At 54.0% G+C, this 26492-nt stretch carries 30 protein-coding genes and 1 tRNA gene; 13 read left to right on the forward strand and 18 right to left on the reverse strand.

The window, feature by feature from the left end; translation table 11 throughout:
- Nucleotides 1-141 precede the first annotated feature (141 nt).
- The gene (gene era / locus HMPREF2959_RS04615) at nucleotides 142-1065 is read right to left on the reverse strand and encodes a GTPase Era (protein WP_002222780.1); all 924 of its coding nucleotides are present in this window, start codon (nucleotides 1063-1065) and stop codon (nucleotides 142-144) included.
- Between the two features lie 46 nt (nucleotides 1066-1111).
- A complete protein-coding gene (rnc, locus tag HMPREF2959_RS04620; protein WP_002219593.1) occupies nucleotides 1112-1831 on the reverse strand; it encodes a ribonuclease III in 720 nt (239 codons plus the stop codon).
- Between the two features lie 166 nt (nucleotides 1832-1997).
- Between rnc and HMPREF2959_RS04625 the strand changes: the two genes are divergently transcribed.
- From HMPREF2959_RS04625 to nusB, 3 genes are all read left to right on the forward strand, one after another.
- On the forward strand, nucleotides 1998-2321 hold the full coding sequence (locus HMPREF2959_RS04625; RefSeq protein WP_002219594.1) for a DUF2185 domain-containing protein: 324 nt from the start codon (nucleotides 1998-2000) through the stop codon (nucleotides 2319-2321).
- A 47-nt stretch (nucleotides 2322-2368) separates the two neighbouring features.
- The gene (ribH, locus tag HMPREF2959_RS04630; protein WP_002214167.1) at nucleotides 2369-2845 is read left to right on the forward strand and encodes a 6,7-dimethyl-8-ribityllumazine synthase; all 477 of its coding nucleotides are present in this window, start codon (nucleotides 2369-2371) and stop codon (nucleotides 2843-2845) included.
- A 77-nt stretch (nucleotides 2846-2922) separates the two neighbouring features.
- Nucleotides 2923-3348, forward strand: a complete 426-nt coding sequence (gene nusB / locus HMPREF2959_RS04635) for a transcription antitermination factor NusB (protein ID WP_002221275.1) — start codon at nucleotides 2923-2925, stop codon at nucleotides 3346-3348.
- A 365-nt stretch (nucleotides 3349-3713) separates the two neighbouring features.
- Here the strand turns inward: nusB and pyrC are convergent, their stop codons facing one another.
- The 3 genes from pyrC to HMPREF2959_RS04650 are packed head-to-tail and all read right to left on the reverse strand — an operon-like array spanning nucleotide 3714 to nucleotide 5638.
- The gene (gene pyrC, locus HMPREF2959_RS04640) at nucleotides 3714-4748 is read right to left on the reverse strand and encodes a dihydroorotase (protein ID WP_002236810.1); all 1035 of its coding nucleotides are present in this window, start codon (nucleotides 4746-4748) and stop codon (nucleotides 3714-3716) included.
- Between the two features lie 59 nt (nucleotides 4749-4807).
- Nucleotides 4808-5413 (reverse strand): NMCC_0638 family (lipo)protein, encoded by a 606-nt coding sequence (locus HMPREF2959_RS04645; protein WP_002226543.1) that lies wholly within the window; start codon nucleotides 5411-5413, stop codon nucleotides 4808-4810.
- Nucleotides 5414-5638: a sulfurtransferase TusA family protein gene (locus HMPREF2959_RS04650; protein WP_002222784.1), complete on the reverse strand. Its 225-nt coding sequence runs from the start codon at nucleotides 5636-5638 to the stop codon at nucleotides 5414-5416.
- Between the two features lie 108 nt (nucleotides 5639-5746).
- Between HMPREF2959_RS04650 and HMPREF2959_RS04655 the strand changes: the two genes are divergently transcribed.
- The gene (locus HMPREF2959_RS04655) at nucleotides 5747-6358 is read left to right on the forward strand and encodes a CNP1-like family protein (RefSeq protein ID WP_002217698.1); all 612 of its coding nucleotides are present in this window, start codon (nucleotides 5747-5749) and stop codon (nucleotides 6356-6358) included.
- Between the two features lie 59 nt (nucleotides 6359-6417).
- Here the strand turns inward: HMPREF2959_RS04655 and accD are convergent, their stop codons facing one another.
- The 12 genes from accD to mltG form a co-directional block, all read right to left on the reverse strand.
- The gene (accD, locus tag HMPREF2959_RS04660) at nucleotides 6418-7290 is read right to left on the reverse strand and encodes an acetyl-CoA carboxylase, carboxyltransferase subunit beta (protein WP_002226545.1); all 873 of its coding nucleotides are present in this window, start codon (nucleotides 7288-7290) and stop codon (nucleotides 6418-6420) included.
- A 37-nt stretch (nucleotides 7291-7327) separates the two neighbouring features.
- Nucleotides 7328-8113: a tryptophan synthase subunit alpha gene (gene trpA / locus HMPREF2959_RS04665; protein ID WP_002225501.1), complete on the reverse strand. Its 786-nt coding sequence runs from the start codon at nucleotides 8111-8113 to the stop codon at nucleotides 7328-7330.
- A 426-nt stretch (nucleotides 8114-8539) separates the two neighbouring features.
- A tRNA-Ser gene (locus HMPREF2959_RS04670) sits at nucleotides 8540-8632 on the reverse strand.
- 156 nt (nucleotides 8633-8788) lie between these two features.
- On the reverse strand, nucleotides 8789-9409 hold the full coding sequence (locus tag HMPREF2959_RS13215; protein WP_246829037.1) for a 3-deoxy-manno-octulosonate cytidylyltransferase: 621 nt from the start codon (nucleotides 9407-9409) through the stop codon (nucleotides 8789-8791).
- A gap of 22 nt (nucleotides 9410-9431) precedes the next feature.
- Nucleotides 9432-10193 carry a 3-deoxy-manno-octulosonate cytidylyltransferase gene (gene kdsB, locus HMPREF2959_RS04695; RefSeq protein WP_002243357.1) on the reverse strand — a complete coding sequence of 254 codons (762 nt, stop codon included), beginning with the start codon at nucleotides 10191-10193 and terminating at the stop codon, nucleotides 9432-9434.
- Nucleotides 10190-10372, reverse strand: a complete 183-nt coding sequence (locus HMPREF2959_RS04700; RefSeq protein ID WP_002214187.1) for a Trm112 family protein — start codon at nucleotides 10370-10372, stop codon at nucleotides 10190-10192. The genes kdsB and HMPREF2959_RS04700 overlap by 4 nt, the downstream gene beginning before the upstream one ends.
- 68 nt (nucleotides 10373-10440) lie before the next feature.
- Nucleotides 10441-11022 (reverse strand): DUF2059 domain-containing protein, encoded by a 582-nt coding sequence (locus HMPREF2959_RS04705; RefSeq protein WP_002233672.1) that lies wholly within the window; start codon nucleotides 11020-11022, stop codon nucleotides 10441-10443.
- A gap of 205 nt (nucleotides 11023-11227) precedes the next feature.
- Nucleotides 11228-12262 carry a tetraacyldisaccharide 4'-kinase gene (lpxK, locus tag HMPREF2959_RS04710; protein ID WP_002243356.1) on the reverse strand — a complete coding sequence of 345 codons (1035 nt, stop codon included), beginning with the start codon at nucleotides 12260-12262 and terminating at the stop codon, nucleotides 11228-11230.
- Between the two features lie 107 nt (nucleotides 12263-12369).
- Nucleotides 12370-12573, reverse strand: a complete 204-nt coding sequence (locus HMPREF2959_RS10960) for a hypothetical protein (protein ID WP_204782828.1) — start codon at nucleotides 12571-12573, stop codon at nucleotides 12370-12372.
- 235 nt (nucleotides 12574-12808) lie between these two features.
- Nucleotides 12809-14089: a malic enzyme-like NAD(P)-binding protein gene (locus HMPREF2959_RS04715; protein ID WP_002243355.1), complete on the reverse strand. Its 1281-nt coding sequence runs from the start codon at nucleotides 14087-14089 to the stop codon at nucleotides 12809-12811.
- Nucleotides 14090-14310: 221 nt separating this feature from the next.
- A complete protein-coding gene (gene tmk / locus HMPREF2959_RS04720) occupies nucleotides 14311-14931 on the reverse strand; it encodes a dTMP kinase (protein ID WP_002226550.1) in 621 nt (206 codons plus the stop codon).
- 59 nt (nucleotides 14932-14990) lie between these two features.
- Entirely contained in the window at nucleotides 14991-15986 is a 996-nt protein-coding gene (gene mltG, locus HMPREF2959_RS04725) for an endolytic transglycosylase MltG (protein ID WP_002221290.1), read from the reverse strand.
- 83 nt (nucleotides 15987-16069) lie between these two features.
- Here mltG and ampD point away from each other — a divergent pair, with 83 nt between their 5' ends.
- The 9 genes from ampD to HMPREF2959_RS04770 all read left to right on the forward strand — a co-directional run bounded on the left by ampD (nucleotide 16070) and on the right by HMPREF2959_RS04770 (nucleotide 26044).
- Nucleotides 16070-16642 carry a 1,6-anhydro-N-acetylmuramyl-L-alanine amidase AmpD gene (gene ampD, locus HMPREF2959_RS04730; RefSeq protein ID WP_002243354.1) on the forward strand — a complete coding sequence of 191 codons (573 nt, stop codon included), beginning with the start codon at nucleotides 16070-16072 and terminating at the stop codon, nucleotides 16640-16642.
- 193 nt (nucleotides 16643-16835) lie between these two features.
- Nucleotides 16836-18122: a cell division protein ZipA C-terminal FtsZ-binding domain-containing protein gene (locus HMPREF2959_RS04735; RefSeq protein ID WP_002237663.1), complete on the forward strand. Its 1287-nt coding sequence runs from the start codon at nucleotides 16836-16838 to the stop codon at nucleotides 18120-18122.
- 147 nt (nucleotides 18123-18269) lie between these two features.
- Nucleotides 18270-20795 (forward strand): NAD-dependent DNA ligase LigA, encoded by a 2526-nt coding sequence (ligA, locus tag HMPREF2959_RS04740; protein ID WP_002237664.1) that lies wholly within the window; start codon nucleotides 18270-18272, stop codon nucleotides 20793-20795.
- A 56-nt stretch (nucleotides 20796-20851) separates the two neighbouring features.
- Nucleotides 20852-22027, forward strand: coding sequence for a radical SAM family heme chaperone HemW (gene hemW, locus HMPREF2959_RS04745; RefSeq protein ID WP_002233668.1), 1176 nt, complete (start codon nucleotides 20852-20854; stop codon nucleotides 22025-22027).
- Nucleotides 22028-22247: 220 nt separating this feature from the next.
- The gene (locus HMPREF2959_RS12570) at nucleotides 22248-22508 is read left to right on the forward strand and encodes a hypothetical protein (protein WP_025459064.1); all 261 of its coding nucleotides are present in this window, start codon (nucleotides 22248-22250) and stop codon (nucleotides 22506-22508) included.
- Nucleotides 22509-22614: 106 nt separating this feature from the next.
- On the forward strand, nucleotides 22615-23139 hold the full coding sequence (gene nspA, locus HMPREF2959_RS04755) for an outer membrane beta-barrel protein NspA (protein ID WP_002219609.1): 525 nt from the start codon (nucleotides 22615-22617) through the stop codon (nucleotides 23137-23139).
- 135 nt (nucleotides 23140-23274) lie between these two features.
- Complete coding sequence (locus HMPREF2959_RS04760; RefSeq protein WP_002217718.1) at nucleotides 23275-23664, forward strand: RidA family protein; 390 nt, start codon at nucleotides 23275-23277, stop codon at nucleotides 23662-23664.
- Between the two features lie 77 nt (nucleotides 23665-23741).
- On the forward strand, nucleotides 23742-24572 hold the full coding sequence (locus HMPREF2959_RS04765) for a symmetrical bis(5'-nucleosyl)-tetraphosphatase (protein WP_002219611.1): 831 nt from the start codon (nucleotides 23742-23744) through the stop codon (nucleotides 24570-24572).
- Between the two features lie 14 nt (nucleotides 24573-24586).
- Nucleotides 24587-26044 (forward strand): TrkH family potassium uptake protein, encoded by a 1458-nt coding sequence (locus HMPREF2959_RS04770; protein ID WP_002219613.1) that lies wholly within the window; start codon nucleotides 24587-24589, stop codon nucleotides 26042-26044.
- A 40-nt stretch (nucleotides 26045-26084) separates the two neighbouring features.
- Here the strand turns inward: HMPREF2959_RS04770 and HMPREF2959_RS04775 are convergent, their stop codons facing one another.
- The gene (locus HMPREF2959_RS04775; RefSeq protein ID WP_002243352.1) at nucleotides 26085-26492 is read right to left on the reverse strand and encodes a hypothetical protein; all 408 of its coding nucleotides are present in this window, start codon (nucleotides 26490-26492) and stop codon (nucleotides 26085-26087) included.

The raw sequence follows: 26492 nt of genomic DNA on the forward strand, positions 1-26492 counted from the left end.
AACGCCGTACTGGTTTTTGTTAATCCACTATAATATGCACAGATAATATCAACCCGTTTTTAACAAAGATATTCCCGATTGAAACAAAATGCCGTCTGAAACCTGTTCGGACGGCATTTGCGTAAAGTTCAGCAAGAAAAACTACAAACCCAGCTCGCGCAGGAAGCGGATGTCGTCCGCCCAACCGGATTTGACTTTGACCCAGACCTTCAAAAATACTTTGGTATCAAACAGTTTTTCCATATCCAACCGCGCTTCGGTGGAAATTTTCTTCAAACGCTCCCCGCCTTTGCCGATTAAAATCGCCTTTTGGCTTTCCTTATCGACCAAAACGGCGATATAGATGCGGTTCAAACCGTCTTCCTCTTCAAACTGCTCCACTTCGACGTTCATCGCATAAGGCAATTCCTCGCCCAAATAGCGGAACAATTTTTCACGCACGATTTCCATCGCTAAAAAACGCGCCGATTTGTCCGTAACCATATCTTCGGGATACATCGGCACGCTTTCGGGCAGATACGGCTTGAGCAGCTCCAACAGGTTGGCAATCCGCAATCCGTGTTTCGCACTGACCGCCTCCGCCGCCGCAAATTCAAATTCGGCGCGCACTTGGGCAACAAACGCCTCCAGCGCGTAACGGTCTTTCGCCTTGTCCTTGTCGATTTTGTTGACCACTAAAATGACCGGCGTGTGCTTGGGCAGTTGTTTCAACACGACACGGTCGGCATCGGTAAAGCGCATCGCTTCCACGACGAAAACCACCACATCCACGCCGCCAAGCGCCTCGGTAACGTTTTGATTCAGCCTGTCGTTGAGCGCGTTGCGGTGGTCGGTTTGAAAGCCGGGCGTATCGACAAACACGAACTGCGCGGTATCGTCGGTATAAATCCCCGTTACGCGGTTGCGCGTCGTCTGCGCCTTTTTGCTGGTGATGCTGATTTTCTGACCGATGAGATGGTTCATCAGCGTTGATTTGCCCACGTTCGGACGACCGACAATCGCCACGAAGCCGCAACGGTATCCGCCGGCGGCGCGTTCCCCTGCAAGGAAGGTTTCAATATCCATATTCGCTTTCATATCCACATTTCAGACGGCATATTCACGCGCCGCCTCATTTCTTTTTCTTCTTCAGCGGCAGCTTCTCTTCCAGCCATTTCAAAGCCTCTTTCGCCGCCTCCTGTTCCGCCGCCTTGCGGCTCGTCCCTTTGGCACGGCACACGAAACCCAGTTCGCCCAAATCGCAGGAAACCACAAACATACTGTCGTTGGCATGGCCGATTTGCTCTTCGATACGGTATTTCGGCAAAGCAAAGCGGCGTGCCTGCAACGCCTCCTGCAAAGCAGTTTTGCCGTCTTTTGCCTGATTTTGGAAATCGGCACACCGGACGCGGTCGGCAAACAAATGGCGCACCACCTTTTCCGCCGTGTTGAAATCGGCATCGAAGCTGACCGCCGCAAACATCGCCTCCATCGCGTCCGCCAGTATCGAAGGCCGTCTGAAGCCGCCGCTCTTCAACTCGCCCGCCCCCAAGTACAGACCGTCGCCGACATTCATTTCCGCCGCCATTTCCGCCAGCACGCCCTCATTGACCAGACTTGCCCGCAACCGCGACAACTCGCCCTCGGTCAACTTCGGAAACGTGTCAAACAGCATCCGCGCCACCGTATAATTCAAAATCGAATCACCGACAAACTCGAACCGCTCGTTGTGCTTCGCATGATGGCTCCTGTGCGTCAAAGCCTGCCGCAAAAGCGAAATATCGCGGAACGCGTAGCCCAGTCTCTTCTGTATCGCCGCGTGTGCCTGCTGTTTCAAAACATCGTCTTTCATTACCGTCTTCCGCAAAAAACAGCCCGAATGCGTTTCCATACTCCAAAAATACAGAAACACCTTAAGGCTGCAAACGGCGCACATTGTACCACCAAACCGCCGCCGTCTGCCGACAACGCACGAATCGTGGTAAAATCCGTAAGTTTTCCCCCAACGTATTCCCGTAATGAACGCATTTGCACAAGCACTTTCCTCGGCACTCGACCGCTGTATCGCCACCAACACCGTCGCCAAACAAAACCGGCCCGTCGGCTTCCTCTACCGCGAAGCCCCCGTTTTTGAAAACGACAGCGGCTGGCGTTTCTTCAGCGGCGACGAGACCGACGAATACACCGACGATCCCGACAACTTCAGCATCGTCAGCCTCGCCGACATCGCCAAAACCAACCCTGAAACCGCCGCACTGCTTTCCCAACCCGAAGGCAGCGCATGGGAGCTTGCCGAAGACGGCACATTCCAAACCGTCGCCGACTGGCAGCCGCAAGACTGAAACCTTCAGACGGCATTCCGAAACCTCCGAATACCAAAGGACACCCAATGAACACCATCGCCCCCAACCTCGACGGCAAACACCTCCGCATCGGCATCGTACAGGCACGTTTCACCAACGAAATCGGCAGCGAAATGCTCAAAGTCTGCTGCCGCACCCTCCAAGAATTGGGCGTGGCAGACGAAAACATTACCGTCGCCACCGTACCCGGCGCACTTGAAATCCCCATCGCACTGATGAACCTTGCCTCTTCCGAAAAGTTTGACGCACTGATTGCCATCGGTGTCGTCATCCGTGGCGAAACCTACCATTTCGAGCTGGTTTCCAACGAATCCGGAGCAGGGGTTAGCCGCGTCGCACTCGACTACAACATCCCGATTGCCAATGCCGTCCTAACCACCGAAAACGACGCGCAGGCAATCGAACGGATTGAAGAAAAAGCCTCGGATGCCGCCAAAGTCGCCGTCGAATGCGCCAACCTCGTCAACCTGCTGCTCGAAGAACAGTTTGAAGACGAAGAATAACAAACAGGGCGTACACCAATACGCCCTTTCCGTTTCAGACGGCATACCGTGCCGCCCAACCGTTTCAAGGAAAAATCATGAAAACAGCCCGCCGCCGTTCCCGCGAGCTTGCCGTACAAGCCGTTTACCAATCCCTTATCAACCGCACCGCCGCGCCCGAAATTGCTAAAAACATCCGCGAAATGCCCGACTTTGCCAAAGCGGACGAAGAATTGTTCAACAAACTTTTCTTCGGTACGCAAACCAACGCAGCGGACTACATCCAAAAAATCCGCCCCCTGCTCGACCGCGACGAAAAAGACCTCAATCCCATCGAACGCGCCGTCCTGCTGACCGCCTGCCACGAGCTGTCCGCCATGCCCGAAACACCCTACCCCGTCATCATCAACGAAGCCATCGAAGTTACCAAAACCTTCGGCGGCACGGACGGGCACAAATTCGTCAACGGCATCCTCGACAAACTCGCCGCCCAAATCCGCCCCGACGAGCCCAAACGCCGTTGATGCATCACAAATTTAAAGAAAGTTCTATGTCCTTATTTCTGCTTTCTTTGTTTCGTCATTCCCACGCAGGTGGGAATTTGGTTTTTTGAATTTTGGGTATTTCAAATAAATTCTGAAACTTCAATCTCGTCATTCCCGCGCAGGCGGGAATCCGGTTTTTTGAGTTGCTGCCGTTTTTGATAAACTTTGGTCGCATCGAATTTCTGGATTCCTGCCTTCGTGGGAATGGCGAAATTTGAAAATTGTGGGAATTTATCGGAAATAACCGAAACGTAACAAACTCAAACGCCGTTGACGTATCAATCAGTCAACAACACAAATGCCGTCTGAAAAACCTTTCAGACGGCATTTTGTTTCCAGCCCCATCAATACTGTACCGTCCAGCCGATTTCGCCGCCCGCGCGCATCGGGACAAGTTCGCCGTCGCCGTAGGGAATACTTGCGGGGACGGTTTGGCTTTGTTTGACGAGGGTGATCGTGTCGGTATTTTCAGGAATGCCGTAAAACCTTGCGCCGTTTTTCGAGGCGAAGGCTTCGAGTTTGTCCAACGCGCCTGCTTTTTCAAACACTTCGGCATAAAGCTCGATGGCGGTCATCGCGCTGAACATACCGGCGCAACCGCAGGCGTTTTCTTTGGCGGATTTGGCGTGCGGCGCGGAGTCGGTGCCGAGGAAGAATTTATGCGCCTTCTCGCCGGTAACGGCGGCAACCAATGCCTGACGGTGGGTTTCGCGTTTGAGTACGGGCAGGCAGAAATGATGGGGGCGCACGCCGCCGACCAAGAGGTCGTTGCGGTTGAGCAGGAGGTGTTGCGGGGTAACGGTGGCGGCTACGTTGTCGCCTGCTTCCAAAACCAGGCGGGCGGCTTCGGCGGTGGTGATGTGTTCGAACACGACTTTAAGATTCGGCACTTGCGCCAAAACGGGTTTCATCACGCGCCCGATAAAGGCGGCTTCGCGGTCGAAGATGTCGATTTCGGGGTCGGTTACTTCGCCGTGAACGAGGAACAAAATGCCCTGTTTCGCCATTTCTTCCAACACGGGGATGAGCTTGAACAGGTCGGTTACGCCGGAATCGGAATTGGTGGTCGCGCCGGCAGGGTAGAGTTTGAAGGCGACGATGCCGGCGGCTTTGGCTTCGCGCACAAGTGCAGGCGTGGCTTGGTCGGTCAGGTAAAGCGTCATCAACGGCTCAAACGCGCTGCCTTCGGGCAATGCCGCCATGATGCGCGCTTTGTAGGCAAGCGCGTCGGCAACGCTGACGACAGGCGGTTTGAGGTTGGGCATAATGACGGCACGCCCCATTTGGCGGGCGGTATAAGGAGCAACGGCTTTGAGCGCGTCGCCGTCGCGCAGGTGCAGGTGCATATCGTCGGGGCGGATAATGGTCAGGGTTTGCATGGTTTTCCTTTGTTTTATTTGAATGTTCAGACGGCATGCCGACTTTATGCCGTCTGAAGTTAGGGGAGAATTAGGGGTTTCCCGTTGTGGGAACGGTGCGTCAGGTTCAAAACTGCCTGTACGGGTAAATCCGGGGAATCGGCGGTTTGTGCGGTCAATACGGTTTCTTCGGAGCTGCCCGCTTCCCGCCAGGCATAGCTGACTTGGCGGATTTCAAATGATGCCTGCACCGACTGTTCCGCCCTCAATTCTATATTGGCATTTTTCGGCGGCTGTCGGACAAGTCCGTCAAAATGTTCCAACAGCGCGGCACTGTCTGCCCGCTCGGCTTTCACACTGCAACTGTCGCGCGTCAGGCTCAAATAATAAATGCCGCCATCGCGTTCAAGCGTCCACAACGCCTGTACATCGGGTTCTGCAACAGTGGGCGGCAGATGGGACAGGTCTTCCTTTCCGACAGGGACAAAATGTCCGACAGCGGCAAACTTGGAAACCGATTCAAAACTGCCTTGAGTCAGGACGCAGGCACTCCGAAACAAATCGACGGCTACACGCGCGAAATCCTGATGCCGTACACCGGATTGCCGGTTTTGGGCATTACACGCAGCAAGCACAAATGCCGACAGCAATAACATCAATCGGGACATCCGCATTTCAGACGGCATTTATTTGTGTTGGACGACCAGCGTGAACACGCCGTCCTGTTCGGAAGCATCCAACAGCACATGACCGGTTTGGCGGCAAAAAGCCTCAAAATCCCCCGGTGCGCCGCCGTCGGTTGCCAGAACGGTCAACACGTCGCCCTGCTGCATTTGCGCCAAAGCCTTTTTCGCCCGCAAAATCGGCAGGGGACATTTCAATCCGGTTACGTCTAAAGTTTCGCTGTTCATCGTTTGTACCGTTTAAAAAATGGGAATCGGGGGGAGATTATACCCCAGTTGCTTGCAGCCCCCTTTGCCAACCCATAAAATAACGCCGTTTTCAATTTGGAGAAACTTATGCGCCGCACCGCCCTCCTGCTGCTCGCACTCGCCGCCGGCACGTCCCTCGCTGCCGGCTTCAGCCAAAAAGACACGCCGATCAACACCCGCTACCGCGAAACGCCCGAAGAGGCCGCCGCCCGCGAATTTAAAGAACATACCGCCAAACTGCCGCCGCTGCCCGATACGCACTCGGACGGCTGGTTCGACATTTATGTGGATGAAAATTACGGCAAACAGCCGAAAATCCTGCTCGACAGCCTGCAAATTATGCCCGCGCCCGACGGCAGCATCCGCTACATTCTCAATATCCGCTCCGACAAAGGCTACGACAACCTGACTGCCGAAGGCATATTCTGCGCCCGCTTCTCCATCAGGTTCGGCAACGGCAAACCTTCCTCCTATAAAGTGTTCGGCTACGGCGACACGGTCAACCGCCGCTGGATACAGCCCCGAAACGCCGAATGGAAACCGATAGGCGGTACATTAAGCCGCAACGACGCACTGCGCACCGTCCTGTATCAGGCATTCTGCGAGGGCGGTGTACCCGCCGACACGAAAGGTTTGGTACAACGCCTGAAAGAACGTGCCGGACGCTATGCCCCGTCGATAAAGCCGCACAACAAATAACCAGACACAAAAATACCGTCTGAAACATCGGTTTCAGACGGTATTCGATTCATCAGCCATCAAGCGGCGGAAACTTTGTCCTGACGGCACAACAGCGTAATCAAATCACTGATGCGCCGCTTCATATCGCGGCGGTCGACAATCTGGTCGATTGCGCCTTTTTCCAGCAGGAACTCGGCGCGTTGGAAGCTTTCCGGCAGCGTTTCGCGCACCGTCTGCTCAATCACGCGCGGACCGGCAAAACCGATCAGCGCGTTCGGTTCGGCAAGCACGACATCGCCCAAAAATGCGAAGCTGGCGGATACGCCGCCCATAGTCGGATCGGTCAACACCGATATAAATGGCAGGCGTTTTTCCGTCAGCAAATGCAGCGCGGCACTGGTTTTCGTCATCTGCATCAATGAGTTCACACCCTCCTGCATACGCGCACCGCCGGAAGCCGCCACACAGACGAACGGACAATTGTCGGCAACCGCCCGACGGATACCTTGTACGAATCGTTCGCCCACAACCGAACCCATCGAACCGCCGATAAAGCGGAATTCAAACGCGGCAACGACGACGGGCAGACCGTTCATCTTGCCTTTCATTACCACCAAAGCATCATCTTCCCCGGTCAGCTTGCGTGCCGCACTCAAACGATCCGGATATTTTTTGCTGTCTTTAAACTTCAAAGGATCGGTCGGTTTGACATTTCCGGCAATCTCCTCTCTGCCATCCTCATCCAAAAGCAGATTCAGGCGTTGTCGTGCCGACAACGGATTGTGGTGGTTGCATTTCGGACAAACCTGATTGTTCTGCTGCAACTCGGTAGAATAAACGGTTGCCGAACAAGACGGGCATTTGTGCCATAGACCCTCGGGAACATTGGAAGAACCGTCTTTTCCGCGATTCTTGATTTTGGGTGGCAGGATTTTATCTAACCAGCTCATGGACAACTCCTAAAATATTCAGGATGAGGAACCGCCGTCAGCGCACGGCATCCTTCAACTCTTTTACCAAAGCACCGACGGCGGCAGCCTCGTTGCCTGTATTGTTTTCGATTTCTTTCACAATCCGGCTGCCGACAATAACTGCGTCGGCAACCCGGCCGATTTTGCGTGCACTTTCCGCATTGCTGATGCCGAAACCGACACCGATGGGAATATCGATATACTGATGCAAATACTCTATTTTACGCGAAACCTCATCCGTATCCAAACTTGCCGCGCCCGTTACGCCCTTGAGCGAAACATAATAGACAAATCCGCCTGCCAGCTCGGCAATGGTTTTAATACGGTCTTCCGTCGTCGTCGGCGCAATCAGGAAAATACAGTCGACCCCGTTATCCTTCAGCTCGCGATAGAGCGGATCGATGGTTTCGACAGGGGAATCCACCGTCAACACGCCGTCCACACCCGCCTTTGCGGCTTCCTGAGCAAACTCCCGATAACCCATCTTATGTACAGGGTTCAAATATCCCATCAAAACAACCGGCGTTTGCGTGTCGGTTTCACGGAATTTTCTGACGACATCCAAGACATCGCGCAGCGAAATCCCGTTTGCCAACGCCCGCTCCGCCGCACGCTGAATAACCGGCCCATCCGCCATCGGATCGGAAAACGGCACGCCCAACTCCAAAATATCCGCACCGTTTGCAACCATGCCGTGCATCAATGCCAAAGTTGTCCGAATATCGGGGTCGCCCACCGTAATATAGGGAATCAATGCCTTTCCGCCATCCAAAGCGGCAAAAGCCTGCCGGATTCTGCTCATTTGTCTCTTCCATCCTATCGGCAAATATGCCATAAAACACAATCAGTAAATTTTTCCCAGTATAACATTTGCGGTACGGATAGGCGAATACGGCAAACAGAAACCACGCAAATCAGAGCCGCCGTTTGAACGAGGCGGAAATAAACGGCAAGCATCTCGGATTATAGTGGATTAACAAAAATCAGGACAAGGCGACCGAAGCCGCAGACAGTACAGATAGTACGGAGCCGATTCACTTGGTGCTTAGCACCTTTAGAGAATCGTTCTCTTCGAGCTAGGGCGAGGCAACGCCGTACTGGTTTTTGTTAATCCACTATAACAAAATTCAGAATCAAGACAGGGCAATACCATACTGGTTTTGCACCAACCCGCTATAAAATTGCATAAAAAAATAGACGCTGTAAAACACAGCGTCTATTTTTTATCTGGCGGAGTAAGAGGGATTCGAACCCTCGATGCAGGTTGACCCCACATGCTTCCTTAGCAGGGAAGTGCCTTCAGCCTCTCAGCCATTACTCCTAAGGAAGCTGTAACTATAATCAACTTTTCCGATACCGTCAAGGAAAAATGGAAAGCAAATATTAATCTTTTGAAATAAAATAAGATTTACCCTGATTATACCCAATCAGGCACTTCTTTTCTTCCTGAATGGAAATATTCCTGACTGCCACATCCTCAAGCAAAATGCTTTTGTGCATCCTGTTTGATTTCCTGAAACCACGCGTCTTCAGGAAAACGTGCAAGCGCGACATCCAATGTTGACAGCAGGTTTTGCGACAGGGCTTTGGTCAGGTATTCCTCCTCGTTGGCTTCTGCCGCTTTGTCGGGCTGTTGTGCCAAACCGTCGGCACGGGCTTTGTGTCCGTGTGCCAAATATAGTGGATTAACAAAAATCAGGACAAGGCGAACGAAGCCGCAGACAGTACAGATAGTACGGCAAGGCGAGGCAACGCCGTACTGGTTTAAATTTAATCCACTATAATTGAGGGCGGTAATTTTTTGCGCCCAAAGCTGCGGTATGTCGGGATTGTCTTCAATCATGACGGAAAGGATGGATACGGCGGTCGCCAGCCTGCCGCCGTTCATTCTAAGGTCGAGGGAACGGTTGGGCGGCAGGGTGCTGAGTGTTTCTGCCATTCTGAACCAAAATTCGCCACTGGCTTCGTCGGGTGCGTTCAATTTAAGCATTTCATAGTGAACCTCCTGATCATCGTTTTGCACGAGACCCCATACTTCGGCAAGGATTTTCTGTTCTTCCCGGCTCAAGTATTGCCACTTTTCAATATGTTGCTGCATATCTTTTCCCTTTGAATCTATTTTATATAGTCTGAAATACAGCGCGAACCCTATCCAAATCTTCCTGCGTATCCACACCGGCGGCGGGGGCTTCTTTGGCGGTTTCGACGGCAATCGGGTAGCCGTGCCACAGGACGCGCAGCTGTTCCAGCGATTCGATGGTTTCCAGCGGCGAAACGCTCATTTCGGCATAGCGTTGCAGGAAGCCGGCGCGGTAGGCGTAGATGCCGATATGGCGCAGGACGGCGGTTTCAAACGGCATTTCGCGTTTTCCTGCACGCATCGCATCGCGCGGATAGGGAATCGGGGCGCGGCTGAAGTAGATGGCGTTGCGGTTTTTGTCGAGGACAACTTTGACGGCATTGGGATTCATCAATTCGTCGAAATCGTGCAATTCGTGGGCGGCGGTCGCCATTTGGACGTTGTTTTCGACGAGTACTTCGGCGGTGCGGTCGATGAGTTCAGGTGCAATCAGCGGCTCGTCGCCCTGTACGTTGACAACCACCAGATGCGGCGGCAGCTTCAGCGCGGCAGAGGCTTCGGCAAGGCGCGTCGTGCCGCTTTCGTGCCGGTTTGAAGTCATGACGACTTCGACGCCGTGCGCCTGACAGGCCGTCTGAATATCGGGATGGTCGGTGGCAACGACGACGCGCACAGCTTTACTTTTTGCCGCCTGTTCGGCAACGCGCACGACCATCGGTTTGCCGTGGATGTCCGCCAAGGCTTTTCCGGGCAGGCGCGACGAATCCAGCCGCGCCGGAATCAATACGACGAATTCGGTCATGCTTCGAGTTCCTCTTCGCCCAACGGACGCGCTTCGTTTTCCAGCATATAGGGAATGCCGTCTTTAATCGGATAGGCAAGCTTCGCCTGACGGCTCCACAATTCCTGTTTGTCCTGATGATATTCCAGCCTGCCTTTGGTAACGGGGCAGACGAGGATGTCTAAGAATTTTTTTTCCATAGGGTTGCTTTCGGGTTTGATGGTTCAATCAATCGGATGCCCTCTTCAATATTTCAGACGGCTATCATTTATTTCTGATGCCTTTTCCCAACCTGTCCGGCTTGTTTACAGCCCGCATCGGGATTTTTACCGCCGCAGATGATGCGCCGCAACTCTTCCGTAAACGCGGGCAGATGATGTCGCGCGATTTTCCCTGACAATGCAGTCCAAGATACTGCTATTTCACTCATCGATTTCTTGATTAAGCGCGGATTTTTGGCAACGACGGACTGACCGACAGGCGAACCGTAAAAGGCAATCATGCCGTCAATTTCTTCTTGCGTGTATATCTCACGGGCATTCTTCAATAAAGTATTGCGGACAGCCTGTTTCACTTCGGGCGTAATCAAATCTTTCAAAACATTCTCACGATAGCGGTTAAAGGCTTTTGCCGCCTGATCTTTTTTCGCTTCCGGCATTTCGGCAAGGGCTTTGTCCGCATACGGTTTAAATCCGGCATTAAAGCCCTCAATCATATTTTTTTCTATATCCCGGTCAAAATTCTGCGTATCCAGCCAACGCGCCAACGACGCGTCGCTGGGCGGGGCGGCAAAAGCGTTGGTGCACAATGCCAGCGTGGCGAAGGGCAATAACAAGGTTTTCAGTTTAATATTCAATACTTTAACGAATGATTAATGCAGATAAAAAATACGACCGATTTTCTCATTCCTGTCCAAGTGGAAATCCGGAGATTTGGGATTTCTGAAGCCTCCTAGGCATTCCTGAAAATTCGAGACTTAGATTCCCGCCTGCGCGGGAATGACGGCGCGAGGCGTTCTTATTCAAATCCGTAATCACTCCGCCCAAACCGTGCTTTCAGACGGCCTTCGGTACATCTTCCAACCGCTCCAACACAAACGCCGCCAAATCAGGTTCGATTATCGCACAAACGGGCAACACCCAAACATTATCGGTGCAAATGCCGTCTGAAAATTTGACCGCATCTTTCTCCGTAATAATGACCGCGTCCGCATCGGGCAAATCTGCCGCCGAAATGTCGGCGTGGTCAGGCAGCGCGACGGTTCGCTTCACGGTAATGCCCATATTCCGCAACGAATCGAAAAAACGCGCCGGCTTGGCAATACCTGCCACGGCGACGACGGTTTGATTTTTCAGACGGCCTGTGTCCAGTATTTCGGACGGATTGTTCAAACGGTAAATCCGTCCCGCTTCGATACGGCTGTGAAACATATTTTCAGACGGCATAAACGACACATCCGCCTTGCCGCCGCTGACGACGACCGCATCCACCGAATCCAGCCGCAACAAAGGTTCGCGCAAACTGCCGTTGGGCAGTAAATCCAAATCCGTGCGCCCCGTATCCGCCGCCGGAAACACCGCGATTTCCACATCTCGCCGCAGGGCGTAATGCTGCAAACCGTCGTCCGCCACAATCAGTCCGATGTCGGGATGCGCCGCCAGCAACGCCCTGCCTGCCTCTGCACGGCTGCTGCCCACCGCCGTCGGCGCGCCGGTTTTGCGGAACAGCAGCAAAGGCTCATCGCCCGCATCTTCCGCCCGGCTCTTCTCATTCAATACATGAACCGCCTTGCTCTTGCGCCCGTAGCCCCGGCTGATGATGCCGACCTTGACACCTTTTTCCTGCAAACCCGACACCAGCGCGGCAACAATCGGCGTTTTTCCTGTACCGCCGGCATGGATGTTGCCGACCACGACCACAGGCACGGGCAGCTTTTCGCTTTGCCGTTTTCCCGATAAAAAATCCGTCCGCCGTTTTGCCGCAATTTTGGCAAACAGCCCGGAGAGCGGCTTAAGCAGAAAAGACAAAACCGGATAAGGTTTTTGCCAATGCCGTTCGATAACGGTATGAAATTTGAAACAATTCGGCATATTCGATACAAATCCTCGAAGCAAAATCAGCCCGGGTCATTAATCATGCGTACCCGATACAGACCCACCTATAAACAACGCGAAGACCAAACCGATAAGCGAACCAATCAGGTAAATAAGCAACTGCGCTTTACAGAAATTGGCGCGGTTCGGGTTGCCTCTGCCGAACACCCAAACAAAAATTGACCAAAGGAATCATGAAAACAATCATCGTCAACACCCACTGCCCTGTCGTCATGACGGGAGGCGGTTTGTTTTGAAGTCTCGGGCATATCGCCAATATGATAACGGACAGGTTTCATCTCTTTCATTTTCCAGTATCTTTCATTTATAGTGGATTAACAAAAACCAGTACGGCGTTGCCTCGCCTTAGCTCAAAGAGAACGATTCTCTAAGGTGCTGAAGCACCAAGTGAGTCGGTTCCGTACCATCTGTACTGTCTGCGGCTTCGTCGCTTTGTCCTGATTTTTGTTAATCCACTATATCAATCTGACAGCAAAATGCCGCCTGAAAACAGTTCAGACGGCATTTTAAACCGCAAACGGCTTACAGCTTCCATTCGCTCAGCTTGGCAGCGTAAGCTTCCAAATCTGCAATCGGACGGGTTGCCACGCCGCTTTCCATCGCTGCTTTGGCGGCAGCCGTAGCAACGCGCGGCAGCAGGCGGGAATCGAACGGAGTCGGAATCAGGTATTCCGCGCCGAATTCAAATTTCTTACCGTAAGCGGCAACCACTTCTTCGGTCACTTCTTCCATCGCCAAATCCGCCAAAGCATACACGCAGGCGCGTTTCATTTCTTCGTTGATGGTGGTCGCGCCGACATCCAACGCGCCACGGAAGATGAATGGGAAGCACAATACGTTGTTTACTTGATTCGGGAAATCTGAGCGGCCGGTACCGATAACCACGTCCGGACGGGTTTCTTTTGCCAGCGGCGGCAGGATTTCCGGATTCGGGTTGGCCATAGCGAACACGATGGGTTTTTCGTTCATCGTGTTCAACATTTCGGGGGTCAGCAGGTTCGCGCCGGACAGACCCAAGAAGATGTCTTTGCCTTTAACCGCATCGGCCAATACGCGCTGGCCGTTGTCTTCAATGGCGTAGAACTGTTTAGACTCATCCATGCGATCTTTGTCTTCGCGGGTTTTGTAAATCACGCCTTTTGAGTCGCAGACGGTTACGTTTTCACGTTTCAGACCCAAATCCAGCAATTGGTTCAAGCAAGCAATCGCTGCAGCACCTGCACCGGAGCACACCAAAGTTGCTTCTTCAATTTTGCGGCCGGTATAACGCAAGGCGTTCAATACGGCGGCAGCGGTAATGATGGCGGTACCGTGTTGGTCGTCGTGGAATACAGGGATTTTGCAACGTTTGCGCAATTCGCGTTCGATGTAGAAGCACTCAGGCGCTTTGATGTCTTCGAGGTTGATGCCGCCGAAAGTCGGTTCCAAAGAAGCGATGATGTCTACCAATTTTTGCGGGTCTTTTTCATCGATTTCGATATCGAATACGTCAACGCCGGCGAATTTTTTGAACAATACGCCTTTGCCTTCCATTACAGGTTTACCGGCCAATGCGCCGATGTTGCCCAAACCCAACACTGCGGTACCGTTGGAAATGACGGCGACCAAGTTGCCTTTGGCGGTGTATTTGTAGGCATTTTGCGGATCGGCATGGATTTCCATACAAGGAGCGGCTACGCCCGGAGAGTACGCCAACGCCAAATCTTTGTCGGTCGCCAGAGATTTGGTCGGGGTAACGGAAATTTTGCCCGGAACGGGTAATTCGTGGAACTTGAGGGCGGCTTCTTTCAATGAGTTTTCCATGTGTCAATCCTGTTGCGAGAAAAAGATTTGAATCGGACTGTCCGAAACACTTTCGAGACATTGGGTTACGGGCGGTTCGTTAATATTGCCGACGCATCCTGCCTTGTAACTAAGCGTAATTCTATCATGCCGAAAGTTTGGCGCATACCGCCATTTTCACCTGTGGCACTGCCGTTTGATTTTCGGCGCGGGCGGATGCGCTTGTTTCAATATTTGCCGCATCAACAGCCGAAATGTCCGTCCAACACTTTTTCTATGCTGTTTCTGACTTCATCCAAGCTGCGGTTACTGTCGATAATGGCGTACCGTTCGGGACAGGCGGCGGCACGGTTCAGATAAACGCTGCGCACACGCATGAAGAAATCTGCCTGTTCCTGCTCGAACCGGTCTTTCTCGCGCGTCTGCCCGATACGCGCCATCGACACTTCCAGCGGCACATCCAACAGCAGGGTCAAATCGGGGCGCAAACCGCCCTGCACCCAATGTTCCAAAATTTCAATGTCTTCAGACGGCATTCCCCGCCCGCCGCCCTGATAGGCGAAGGTTGCATCGGTAAAACGGTCGGACACGACATGGATGCCGTCTGAAAGTGCAGGCAATATCACGTCTTCAATATGCTGCATTCTGGCGGCGAACATCATCAGTGTTTCCGCACGCAAACCGGCTTTGGTTTCAGGGTTGAGCAGGATTTCGCGCAAGGCCTCACCGACCGGCGTTCCGCCCGGCTCGCGCGTGAACAGCACGGGCAGCCCCCTCCGTTCAAACCATGCCTTGATGACGGCAAGGTTGGTGGATTTGCCGGCACCGTCTATGCCGTCCAAAGTGATGAATTGCGGTTTCATGCTTGCAGTTCCGGTAAGGGTATGCCGTCCGAAAACACAAACTTTTCAGACGGCATGGTTTATTTTTTCAAAATATATTTGCGGACGGCGGCATTGTGTTCGGTCAAATCATGGCTGAACTGGCTCAAGCCCGTGCCGTCCATTTTGGACACGAAATACAGGTATTTTTCGCCGGACGGATGGGCGGCGGCATCGAGTGCCGCCTTGCCGGGCAGCGCAATCGGGGTTGGCGGCAGACCGCCGCGCGTGTAGGTGTTGTACGGCGTGTCGCGGCGCAGGTCGGCTTTACGGATTTTGCCCTTGTATGCCGCACCCATGCCGTAAATCACGGACGGGTCGGTTTGCAGGCGCATACCGATTTTCAGCCGGTTGACGAAGACGGAAGCGACATGGTCGCGGTCGGCTTCATGCCCTGTTTCCTTTTCGACCAGGCTCGCCATAATCAGCATTTCATAAGGATTTTTATAAGGCAGCCCGTCCTGCCTGCTTTCCCATGCCTCATTCAGGCGGCGTTGCATCGCCTTGTAGGCGGTTTGGTAAATCCGTAAATCGCTGCCGCCCGCATCGATTTCGTAGCTGTCGGGGAAAAACTGCCCTTCAGGATTGCCGCTGAAGGCATCAGGGGCAACTTCCGCCATCAGTTTTTCATTGCTCCAGCCTTTGGTGTCGTGTTCGATGTCGGGCGTTGCGTCGATGACTTTCCTCATATGCGAAAAACGCGAACCTTCGATAATCTGCACGGTAACGGAATCCGGCCTGCCGCCGCGCATTTTCTGCAAGATATCCCAAGCAGACACTTCCGAAGGCAGTCTGTACGTCCCCGTATGCAGCCTGTTGTGCACACCCAAAACGTAGGCCGCCGCCGTCAAAACATGCCTGCTGAACACGATGCGGTCTTCGGCAAGTTTCCTGCCGACCGACGAAATACCCTGATTTTTGGCAATCTTGATTCGGTATGCCCTGCCGTTGTCTTTAGGGACGAAAAGCAGCGCGGCGAAAACGGCTGCCGACACGGTCAAAAAAACGGCAGACCATTTCAACAATTTTCTCAACATGGTAGGATTCCCAGCATTCGGAATACGTCTTAAAATTCGGGCGACAGTATAACCCAAATTACCCGCCGGACAGGAAGAACATCATGGACAATCACGCCGAAGCACACTGGCAAAACGGCTGGCTTCAAAGCATACGCCATACCCCGTCGCCCAATTTCAGCCCGAGGGAAACGGGGGAAACGGTTTCCCTGATCGTGTTGCACAACATTTCGCTGCCGCCGTTCGAATACGGCACGGATGCGGTGGAAAAGCTGTTTGCCAACCGGCTCGACCCCGACGGACATCCGTTCTTCAGCCTGATACACACTTTGCGCGTATCCAGCCATTTTTTAATCAAACGCGGCGGAGAAACGGTACAGTTCGTTTCCTGCGACAATATGGCATACCACGCCGGCGTGTCTTCATTCGGCGGCAGGGAAAAATGCAATGCATTTTCCATCGGCATCGAATTGGAAGGCTGCGATTTCGAACCCTTTACCGAAGCGCAATACCGTTCGCTCGAAACGCTGTTGGCAGCCCTCTGCCGCCGCTACCCCATCACGGCGGTAACGGGGCACCAAGACATCGCGCCCGGCCGCAAAACCGACCCCGGCCATTTTTTCGACTGGCGGCGGATACGGGGGAAAGGGTTTCCCGTGGACAGAAATGCCGTCTGAAAACCACAGATTTCAGACGGCATTTCGGAAAATTTCCGCTTATTTCGACACACTGCTGTCAGACCCTGCAATTTTCGTTATAATTCAAACGTTATAGCCGGCCGTTCCGTCAGACTGCCGGAAACGCAAGCCCGATTTAACCGCAGTACCCGCACTTTGCGCATCCTGCATCCCGAAATTTAAAGTGATTGCCATGATTTACATCGTACTGTTCCTCGCCGCCGTCCTCGCCGTTGTCGCCTACAATATGTATCAGGAAAACCAATACCGCAAAAAAGTGCGCGACCAGTTCGGACACTCCGACAAAGATGCCCTGCTCAACAGCAAAACCAGCCATGTCCGCGACGGCAAACCGTCCGGCGGGTCAGTCATGATGCCGAAACCCCAACCGGCGGTCAAAAAAACGGCAAAACCCCAAGACCCCGCCATGCGCAACCTGCAAGAACAGGATGCCGTCTACATCGCCAAGCAGAAACAGGCAAAAGCCTCCCCGTTCAAAACCGAAATCGAAACCGCCTTGGAAGAAAGCGGCATTATCGGCAACTCCGCCCACACCGTTTCCGAACCCCAAACCGGACATTCCGCACCGAAACCTGCCGACGCGCCGGCAAAACCTGCACCCGTTCCGCAAACACCTGCAAAACCGCTGATTACGCTCAAAGAACTGTCAAAAGTCGAATTACCCTGGTTTGACGTGCGCTTCGACTTCATCTCCTATATCGCGCTGACCGAAGCCAAAGAACTGCACGCACTGCCGCGCCTTTCCAACCGCTGCCGCTACCAGATTGTCGGCTGCACCATGGACGACCATTTCCAGATTGCCGAACCCATCCCGGGCATCCGCTATCAGGCATTTATCGTGGGTATTCAGGCAGTCAGCCGCAACGGACTTGCCTCGCAGGAAGAACTCTCCGCATTCAACCGCCAGGTGGACGCATTCGCACAAAGCATGGGCGGTCAGACGCTGCACACCGACCTTGCCGCCTTTATCGAAGTGGCTTCCGCACTGGACGCATTCTGCGCGCGCGTCGACCAGACCATCGCCATCCATTTGGTTTCCCCGACCAGCATCAGCGGCGTAGAACTGCGTTCCGCCGTAACGGGCGTGGGTTTCGTCCTGGAAGACGACGGCGCGTTCCACTATACCGACACGTCGGGCTCGACCATGTTCTCCATCTGCTCGCTCAACAACGAGCCGTTTACCAATGCCCTTTTGGACAACCAGTCCTACAAAGGCTTCAGTATGCTGCTCGACATCCCGCACTCTCCGGCAGGCGAAAAAACCTTCGACGATTTGTTTATGGATTTGGCGGTACGCCTGTCCGGCCAGTTGAACCTGAATCTGGTCAACGACAAAATGGAAGAAGTTTCGACCCAATGGCTCAAAGACGTACGCACTTATGTATTGGCTCGTCAGTCCGAGATGCTCAAAGTCGGTATCGAACCGGGCGGCAAAACCGCATTGCGCCTGTTCTCCTAAAATCGAATGCAATCAAAGCGGATATGTCGTTACGGCATATCCGCTTTTTTTCGGGTAAAATTCAGCTGTTTTCAACCTATCATTTTTCAGACGACCTTTGCCCGTTTCATCCCGTATCAGACAAAGGTCGTCTGAAAACCTTCTCTCATGAATCCAAACTCAAAACATAACACTAACTTTACCAATCTTCTTAAACCGTCTGATAGTGATATAAAACAATTTGCCGCACAACACATCCGCCACCTCACCGACCTGCTCAACCGCTATGCCTACGAATACTACACCCTCGACGCGCCCAGCGTACCCGATGCCGAATACGACAAATTATTCCGCGAGCTCGAAGCGTTGGAATTAAACCATCCCGAGCTCAAACTGCCCGACAGTCCGACCCAGCGCGTCGGCGGCGAGCCTTTAGCGGGATTTGCCGAAGTGCGCCACGAAGTGCCGATGCTGTCGCTGACCAACGCTTTTTCCCCGCAAGATGAAAACGGCGTGTTCGACCATGCCGAAATGTACGCTTTCGACCAACGCGTGCGCGACGGTTTGGACGGCGGCAAACCCGAATACGTTATCGAACCCAAATTCGACGGCCTCGCCATCAGCCTGCTCTACCGCGACGGCGTATTGGTACAGGCGGCAACGCGCGGCGACGGCACAACGGGCGAAGACGTTACCCAAAACATCAAAACCGTCGCCAACATCCCCCTGCGGCTGCACGGCGAAAATACGCCCGAACTCATCGAAGTACGCGGCGAAGTACTGATGCAAAAAGCCGATTTTGCCGCCCTCAATAAAAGACAAGCCGAAAACGGGCAAAAACCCTTTGCCAATCCGCGCAACGCCGCTGCCGGCAGCCTGCGCCAACTCGATTCGCGCATCACTGCGCAACGCAAACTGCACTTTTTCCCCTACTCCGTCGCCCGCCAGCAAGGCGGTTTCGTCGCGGAAGAACACATCCAAGAACTCGCCTATTTCCAAGCACTCGGCTTCAGTCTGCCAAATGGCAATTTCGGCTGTTTCAAAAATATCGACGAAGTATTGGCGTTTTACGAACAAATGCAGCAAAAACGCCCCGAACTGCCCTACGAAATCGACGGTATGGTGGTCAAAGTCAACAGCTTGGCGCAACAGCGCGAACTCGGCTTCATCTCACGCGCGCCACGCTGGGCGATTGCCCACAAATTCCCTGCCGAAGAAGCCCTGACCATTGTCGAAGCGATTGACGTGCAAATCGGCAGGACGGGCGCGGTAACGCCGGTTGCCCGATTACAACCCGTATTCGTCGGCGGCGTAACCGTTACCAACGCCACCCTGCACAATCAGGACGAAGTTTCCCGAAAAGACGTGCGCGTCGGCGATACCGTCGTCGTGCGCCGCGCTGGAGACGTGATTCCCGAAGTCGTGCGTGTGATTTTTGAACGCCGCCCGATGCAGGAAACCGCCGTTGCTGTTTCAGACGGCATCGGGCATCGGCAGGACGATTTGTTTGCCGAAACACCGTCCGCTAATCAAACCCAATCCGTTCCGCTCCACAAGCCCTACCGCCTGCCGACCCATTGCCCCATCTGCCGCAGCGAAATCGAACGCGAAGAAGGCGAAGCCGTCGCCCGATGCAGCGGCGGTATGCTTTGTCAGGCACAACGCGCGCAAGGCTTAATCCACTTCGCCTCGCGCAAAGCCATGGACATCGACGGCTTGGGTGAAAAACAAATCGAACAGCTTGTCGCCCAAGACCTCGTCCGCCACTTCGCCGACCTCTACCGCCTCGATATTCCGACCCTGCAAAAAATGAAAGAAACGACGGACAAAACCGTTGCCGAATCGGATCAAACGCCGTCTGAAGGCAGTTCGGTCGGCGCGTCGGGCAAACATAAAAAACAACCGGTCAAGTGGGCGGAAAACATCCTCGGGGGCATAGAATCCGGCAAAACGCCCGAACTCGCGCGCTTCCTGTTCGCGCTCGGCATCCGCCACGTCGGCGAACGCACCGCCAAAACGCTGGCGCAGGCATTCGGCACATTGGAACGCGTCCGCCGCGCCCCCGAACCCGTCCTCGCCTGCCTGCCCGACATCGGTACGGTAGTGGCGCATTCCATTGCCCACTTCTTCGCCCAAGCCGAACAGCAGGCGATGATAGACGAACTGCTCGCCGCAGGCGTTGCCCCGCAAACCCAAGCCGTTACCATCCCGCCCGCCCGCCACGCCGAACCGCAACGCTGGATCGCCCGCCTGCCCGACTTCAAAATTAGCGAAAACAAAGCCCAAGCCTTATGGGAACTCGCTGGTAAAAACATAGAAGGTCTACAAAACGACAAAGCCCTCCCCGCCGACTGGCAAGCATGGCGCAGCGAACCACAAAACGCCGCCCTACTCGAAAACCTGAAAACCTTCTTCGCGCAAATGCCGTCTGAAGACGAGGCGGCGCAAGGTTCAGACGGCATCAATAAAGCCGTAGCAGGCAAAACCTTTGTATTAACCGGCACCCTGCCCACGCTCAAACGCGACCAAGCCCAATCCCTAATCGAAGCCGCAGGCGGCAAAGTTTCCGGCAGCGTGTCCAAAAAAACCGACTACGTCGTCGCCGGAGAAGCCGCGGGCAGCAAGCTGGAAAAAGCCAATGCCTTGGGCGTTTCCGTCCTCAGCGAAGCCGAACTGCTTACCCTGCTCGGCTGAACCTATGCCGTCTGAACCGCCTTCAGACGGCATTGTCCACTTTTCCGAACCACACCATGCACACCATTTCCTTTCCAAACCGCACCCGACTCACCGCCCTGCCGCCCCTGTCGCTTTACATCCACATCCCGTGGTGCATCAAAAAATGCCCGTATTGCGACTTTAATTCCCACAGCCTGAAAAACGGATTGCCCGAAGCCGCCTATATCGACGCGCTGCTGACCGACTTGCAGCTCGAATTGCCCAATATTTGGGGCAGGCCGGTGGAAACGATCTTTTTCGGCGGCGGTACGCCCAGCCTGTTTCAGGCGGAATCGATTGACCGTTTATTGAGCGGCGTGCGTTCGCTGTTGCGCTTGCAGCCGGAAGCGGAAATTACCTTGGAAGCCAATCCGGGGACATTTGAAATCGAGAAGTTTCAAGGATTTAAAGACGCAGGCATCACGCGGCTTTCTATTGGTGTACAGAGTTTCAACGACGATATGCTCTCAAGGCTGGGGCGCGTCCACAACGGCAAGGAAGCCTTAACCGCTATCGATACCGCCTTGAAATTATTTGATAAAGTCAATATCGACTTGATGTATGCCCTGCCGAACCAAACCGTTCAGACGGCATTGGACGACGTACAAACCGCTATCGCTACGGGCGCGACCCACATCAGCGCGTATCATCTGACGATGGAACCGAACACGCCGTTCGGTCATACGCCGCCGAAAGGTTTGCCGCAAGACGAAGCCGCCCTCGACATCGAAGACGCGGTACACGGCGCGCTGGAAAGCGCGGGTTTTGTCCACTACGAAACATCGGCTTTTGCGAAACCAGCCATGCAGTGCCGCCACAATTTGAACTACTGGCAGTTCGGCGATTATTTAGGCATAGGCGCGGGCGCGCACGGCAAAATTTCCTATCCCGACCGCATCGAGCGCACCGTCCGCCGCCGCCACCCCAACGACTACCTCGCCTTAATGCAAAACCGACCGAGCGAAGCCGTCGAACGCAAAACCGTCGCCGCCGAAGATTTGCCGTTTGAGTTCATGATGAACGCCCTGCGCCTGACCGACGGCGTACCCGCCGCGATGTTGCAGGAACGCACGGGCGTACCGAGTGCCAAAATCATGGCGCAAATCGAAACAGCAAGGCAAAAAGGCCTGCTGGAAACCGACCCCGCCGTATTCCGCCCGACCGAAAAAGGACGCTTGTTTTTAAACGATTTGCTGCAATGTTTTTTATAGTGGATTAACAAAAACCAGTACGGCGTTGCCTCGCCTTAGCTCAAAGAGAACGATTCTCTAAGGTGCTGAAGCACCAAGTGAGTCGGTTCCGTACCATCTGTACTGTCTGCGGCTTCGTCGCCTTGTCCTGATTTAAATTTAATCCACTATATAAGCGCAAACAAATCGGCGGCCGCCCGGGAAAACCCGCCCCGAACGCGTCCGGAAAATATGCTTATCGATGGAAAACGCAGCCGCATCCCCCGCCGGGCGTTTCAGACGGCACAGCCGCCGCCGGAAATGTCCGACGCTTAAGGCACAGACGCACACAAAAAACCGTATGCCTGCACCTGCAACAATCCGACAGATACCGCTGTTTTTTCCAAACCGTTTGCAAGTTTCACCCATCCGCCGCGTGATGCCGCCACCACCATTTAAAGGCAACGCGCGGGTTAACGGCTTTGCCGTCGGCAAAGCAGCCGGATACCGCTACGTATCTTGAAGTATTGAAAATATTACGATGCAAAAAGAAAATTTAAGTATAATACAGCAGGATTCTTTAACGGATTCTTAACAATTTTTCTAACTGACCATAAAGGAACCAAAATATGAAAAAAGCACTTGCCACACTGATTGCCCTCGCTATCCCGGCCGCCGCACTGGCGGAAGGCGCATCCGGCTTTTACGTCCAAGCCGATGCCGCACACGCAAAAGCCTCAAGCTCTTTAGGTTCTGCCAAAGGCTTCAGCCCGCGCATCTCCGCAGGCTACCGCATCAACGACCTCCGCTTCGCCGTCGATTACACGCGCTACAAAAACTATAAAGCCCCATCCACCGATTTCAAACTTTACAGCATCGGCGCGTCCGCCATTTATGACTTCGACACCCAATCGCCCGTCAAACCGTATCTCGGCGCGCGCTTGAGCCTCAACCGCGCCTCCGTCGACTTGGGCGGCAGCGACAGCTTCAGCCAAACCTCCACCGGCCTCGGCGTATTGGCGGGCGTAAGCTATGCCGTTACCCCGAATGTCGATTTGGATGCCGGCTACCGCTACAACTACATCGGCAAAGTCAACACTGTCAAAAACGTCCGTTCCGGCGAACTGTCCGCCGGTGTGCGCGTCAAATTCTGATATGCGCCTTATTCTGCAAACCGCCGAGCCTTCGGCGGTTTTGTTTTCTGCCACCGCAACTACACAAGCCGGCGGTTTTGTACGATAATCCCGAATGCTGCGGCTTCTGCCGCCCTATTTTTTGAGGAATCCGAAATGTCCAAAACCATCATCCACACCGACAAAGCCCCCGCCGCCATCGGCGCGTACAGCCAAGCCGTCCGAGCAGGCGACACCGTTTACATGAGCGGTCAAATCCCCCTCGATCCCGCCACGATGACCGTCGTCGGCAACGGCGATTTCCGCGCCGAAGCGCGCCAAGTGTTCCAAAACCTGCAAGCCGTCGCCGAAGCGGCAGGCGGCACGCTGGCCGACATCGTCAAACTCAACGCCTACCTGACCGACTTGGGCAATTTTGCCGTCTTCAACGAAGTGATGGCGGAATTTATTGCCGAGCCCTTCCCCGCCCGCGCCGCCGTCGGCGTTGCCTCCCTGCCAAAAGGCGTGCAGGTCGAAGCCGAAGCCGTCCTCGTTTTGAACGCATAATTCCACGTTCGGACTGCATGATATTTCAAAACCATGCCGTCCGAACCGCAACACTTTCCCACTTCACAACATCTGCAATGGCACATTACGCAATCGGCGACATACAAGGCTGTTTCGACGAACTGACCGCGCTGCTCGGCAAAATCGGTTTCAACCACGGCACGGACACCCTCTGGCTGACGGGCGACATCGTCAACCGCGGCCCGAAATCCCTCGAAACGCTGCAATTCTGCATCCGGCACGAAAACAGCGTGCAAATCGTCCTCGGCAACCACGACCTGCACCTGCTCGCTGTCGGCTGCGGCGAAGGCGCGCCCAAACGCAGCGACACAATCGAACCCATACTCAAACACCCCGACGGAAAAAAAATGCTCGACTGGCTGCGTGCGCAACCGCTGTTGATACGCGAGGGCAGCCGCGTGATGGTACACGCCGGCATCCTGCCGCAATGGCGCATCGCCAAAGCCGAATCGCTCGCTAGAGAAGCCGAAGCCGAACTGCGCGGCAAAAAATACGTCAAATTCTTCTCCAAAATGTACGGCAACAAACCGGCCGCGTGGGACGAAGGTTTGGAAGGCTATGCCCGCCTGCGCTTCATCGTCAACGCCTTCACGCGGATGCGCGCCCTGACCTTTAAAAACGAACTGGATTTCGACTACAAATCCACAGTGAAAAAAATGCCGCCTTACCTGCGCCCGTGGTTCAAAGCCCCCGACCGGCAAAACCTCGACCGCACCATCATCTTCGGACACTGGTCCTCGCTGGGCTACACGAATGCCGACAACGTCATCTCGCTGGACACCGGCGCGCTGTGGGGCGGACAGCTGACCGCCGTCAACCTCGAAACGGAAGAAATTACCCAAGTCCAAGCCGCCGGCGGCATAGACTGGAAAAGCTTCGCAAAATAACGGACCGCCCCACTATGCACAAAATCCTGCCCATCGCCCACGTCCTCTCCCGACTGGGTATGCTGTTTTCCTTTATCCTGCTGATACCCGCCGCCCTCTCCTACGCCTTTTCGGACGGCGCGTACACCGCCTTCGCCACCACCGCGACCGTTACCCTTTCCGGCTCGTGCATCGTCCGGCTCGCCACCCTCCGGTTCAGGCGCGAACTGCGCCCGCGCGACGGCTTCACCCTCGTCCTGATGTTGTGGCTGGCGTTTGCCGCTATGGCGGCGATGCCGATGTACCTGTATTTCCCGAATATGGGCTTTACCGACGCATTTTTTGAATCGATGTCGGGACTGACCACCACCGGCGCGACCGTCATCCCCCACGTCGACGGGCTCGCCCCCTCCGTCAACTTTTGGCGGCATATGCTCAACTGGCTGGGCGGGATGGGCATCATCGTCCTTGCCGTCGCCATCCTGCCTATGCTCGGCGTAGGCGGCACGCAGTTATTCAAAGCCGAAATCCCCGGCATTGACAAAGAAAGCAAAATGTCGCCGCGCATTTCCCAAGTGGCGAAAAAACTTTGGTTCGGCTACACCCTGATCACCATCCTCGCGGCAGCCTGCCTGCATTTTGCCGGGATGGGCTGGTTCGATGCCGTCTGTCACGCGATGGCGACCCTCTCGCTGGGCGGGTTTTCCACCCACGATGCCAGCATAGCTTATTACAACTCCCCCCTCATCGAAGCGGTCATCATCGTTTTCACCATTGTCGGCGGCATCAATTTTGCCAACCATTTCGCCGCCCTCAACAGCCGCAGCCTCAAAACCTATTGGAAAGACGAAGAATGCCGGACGATGCTGCTGCTGCTCTCCGGCAGCATCCTTGCCGCCGCCCTGTACCTGTGGCACACCGGCTATTACGCCGGTTTTACCGAATCCCTGCGCTACACCGCCTTCAACTTCGTCTCCATCGGACTGGCAAACGGGCTGGCCAACACCGACTTCGCACAATGGCCGCTCCTGATTTCCCTGTGGATGTTTTTCCTCGCCAACATCCTCGCCAACTCCGGCTCGACCGGCGGCGGCATCAAAACCATACGCGCCCTCGTCCTGTTCAAATTCAGCCTGCGCGAAATGATGGTGCTGCTGCACCCCAAAGCCGTCCGCACCGTCAAAATCAGCGGCAAGGCCATACCCGACCGCCTCGCGCTGACCGTTATGTCCTTCATCTTCATCTACTTTATGACCGTCGTCCTCTTCAGCTTCCTGCTGATGGCGAGCGGTATGGAATTTACCACCGCCTTCACCGCCGTCATCGCCTGCATCACCAACGCCGGCCCCGGCCTGGGCGAAGTCGGGCCCGCCGGCAATTACGCCGGTTTGGACGTGATGCAGAAATGGATCTGCGTTACCGCCATGCTCTTGGGCAGGCTGGAAATCTTCACCGTCTTCATCCTCTTCACCCCCGCCTACTGGAAGAAATAAAAAATGCCGTCTGAAAACTTTTCAGACGGCATATTGTCTTTTAAAAAAGCGGAAGCTCTACAAAAGGAAAGAAATGCTGAAACCTCTGATAAATTTCAGGATATTTCTCTAAGGCTTTTAATGCTTTTTCTTTTGAAATAGGCGGATCATAGACATCTATCCCCCTTAAGAAGGCAATGCCCGTTAATGCATTTTTTTGATCATTTGAAATGTAACCATAATTAACGACTCCAATTACATCATAAATTTCCCCTATACTCTTATCAAAATCAATCAAATCAAAAATATACAATGGAATTGTATCAATAGGAGTATCTCTGACAACTATATCCAACCATAATTTAAATTCAGAAAGATTAATAGCATCATAGAACATACAGACTATTGCAAATCCTAAATCTTCACAATTTTCTTTACTAGGGCGTGTCCCTAATTTGAATAAGCCCAA

It is taken from the genome of Neisseria sp. HMSC070F02, from assembly GCF_001814225.1.
In the GTDB taxonomy this organism is placed as follows: Bacteria; Pseudomonadota; Gammaproteobacteria; order Burkholderiales; family Neisseriaceae; genus Neisseria; species Neisseria meningitidis.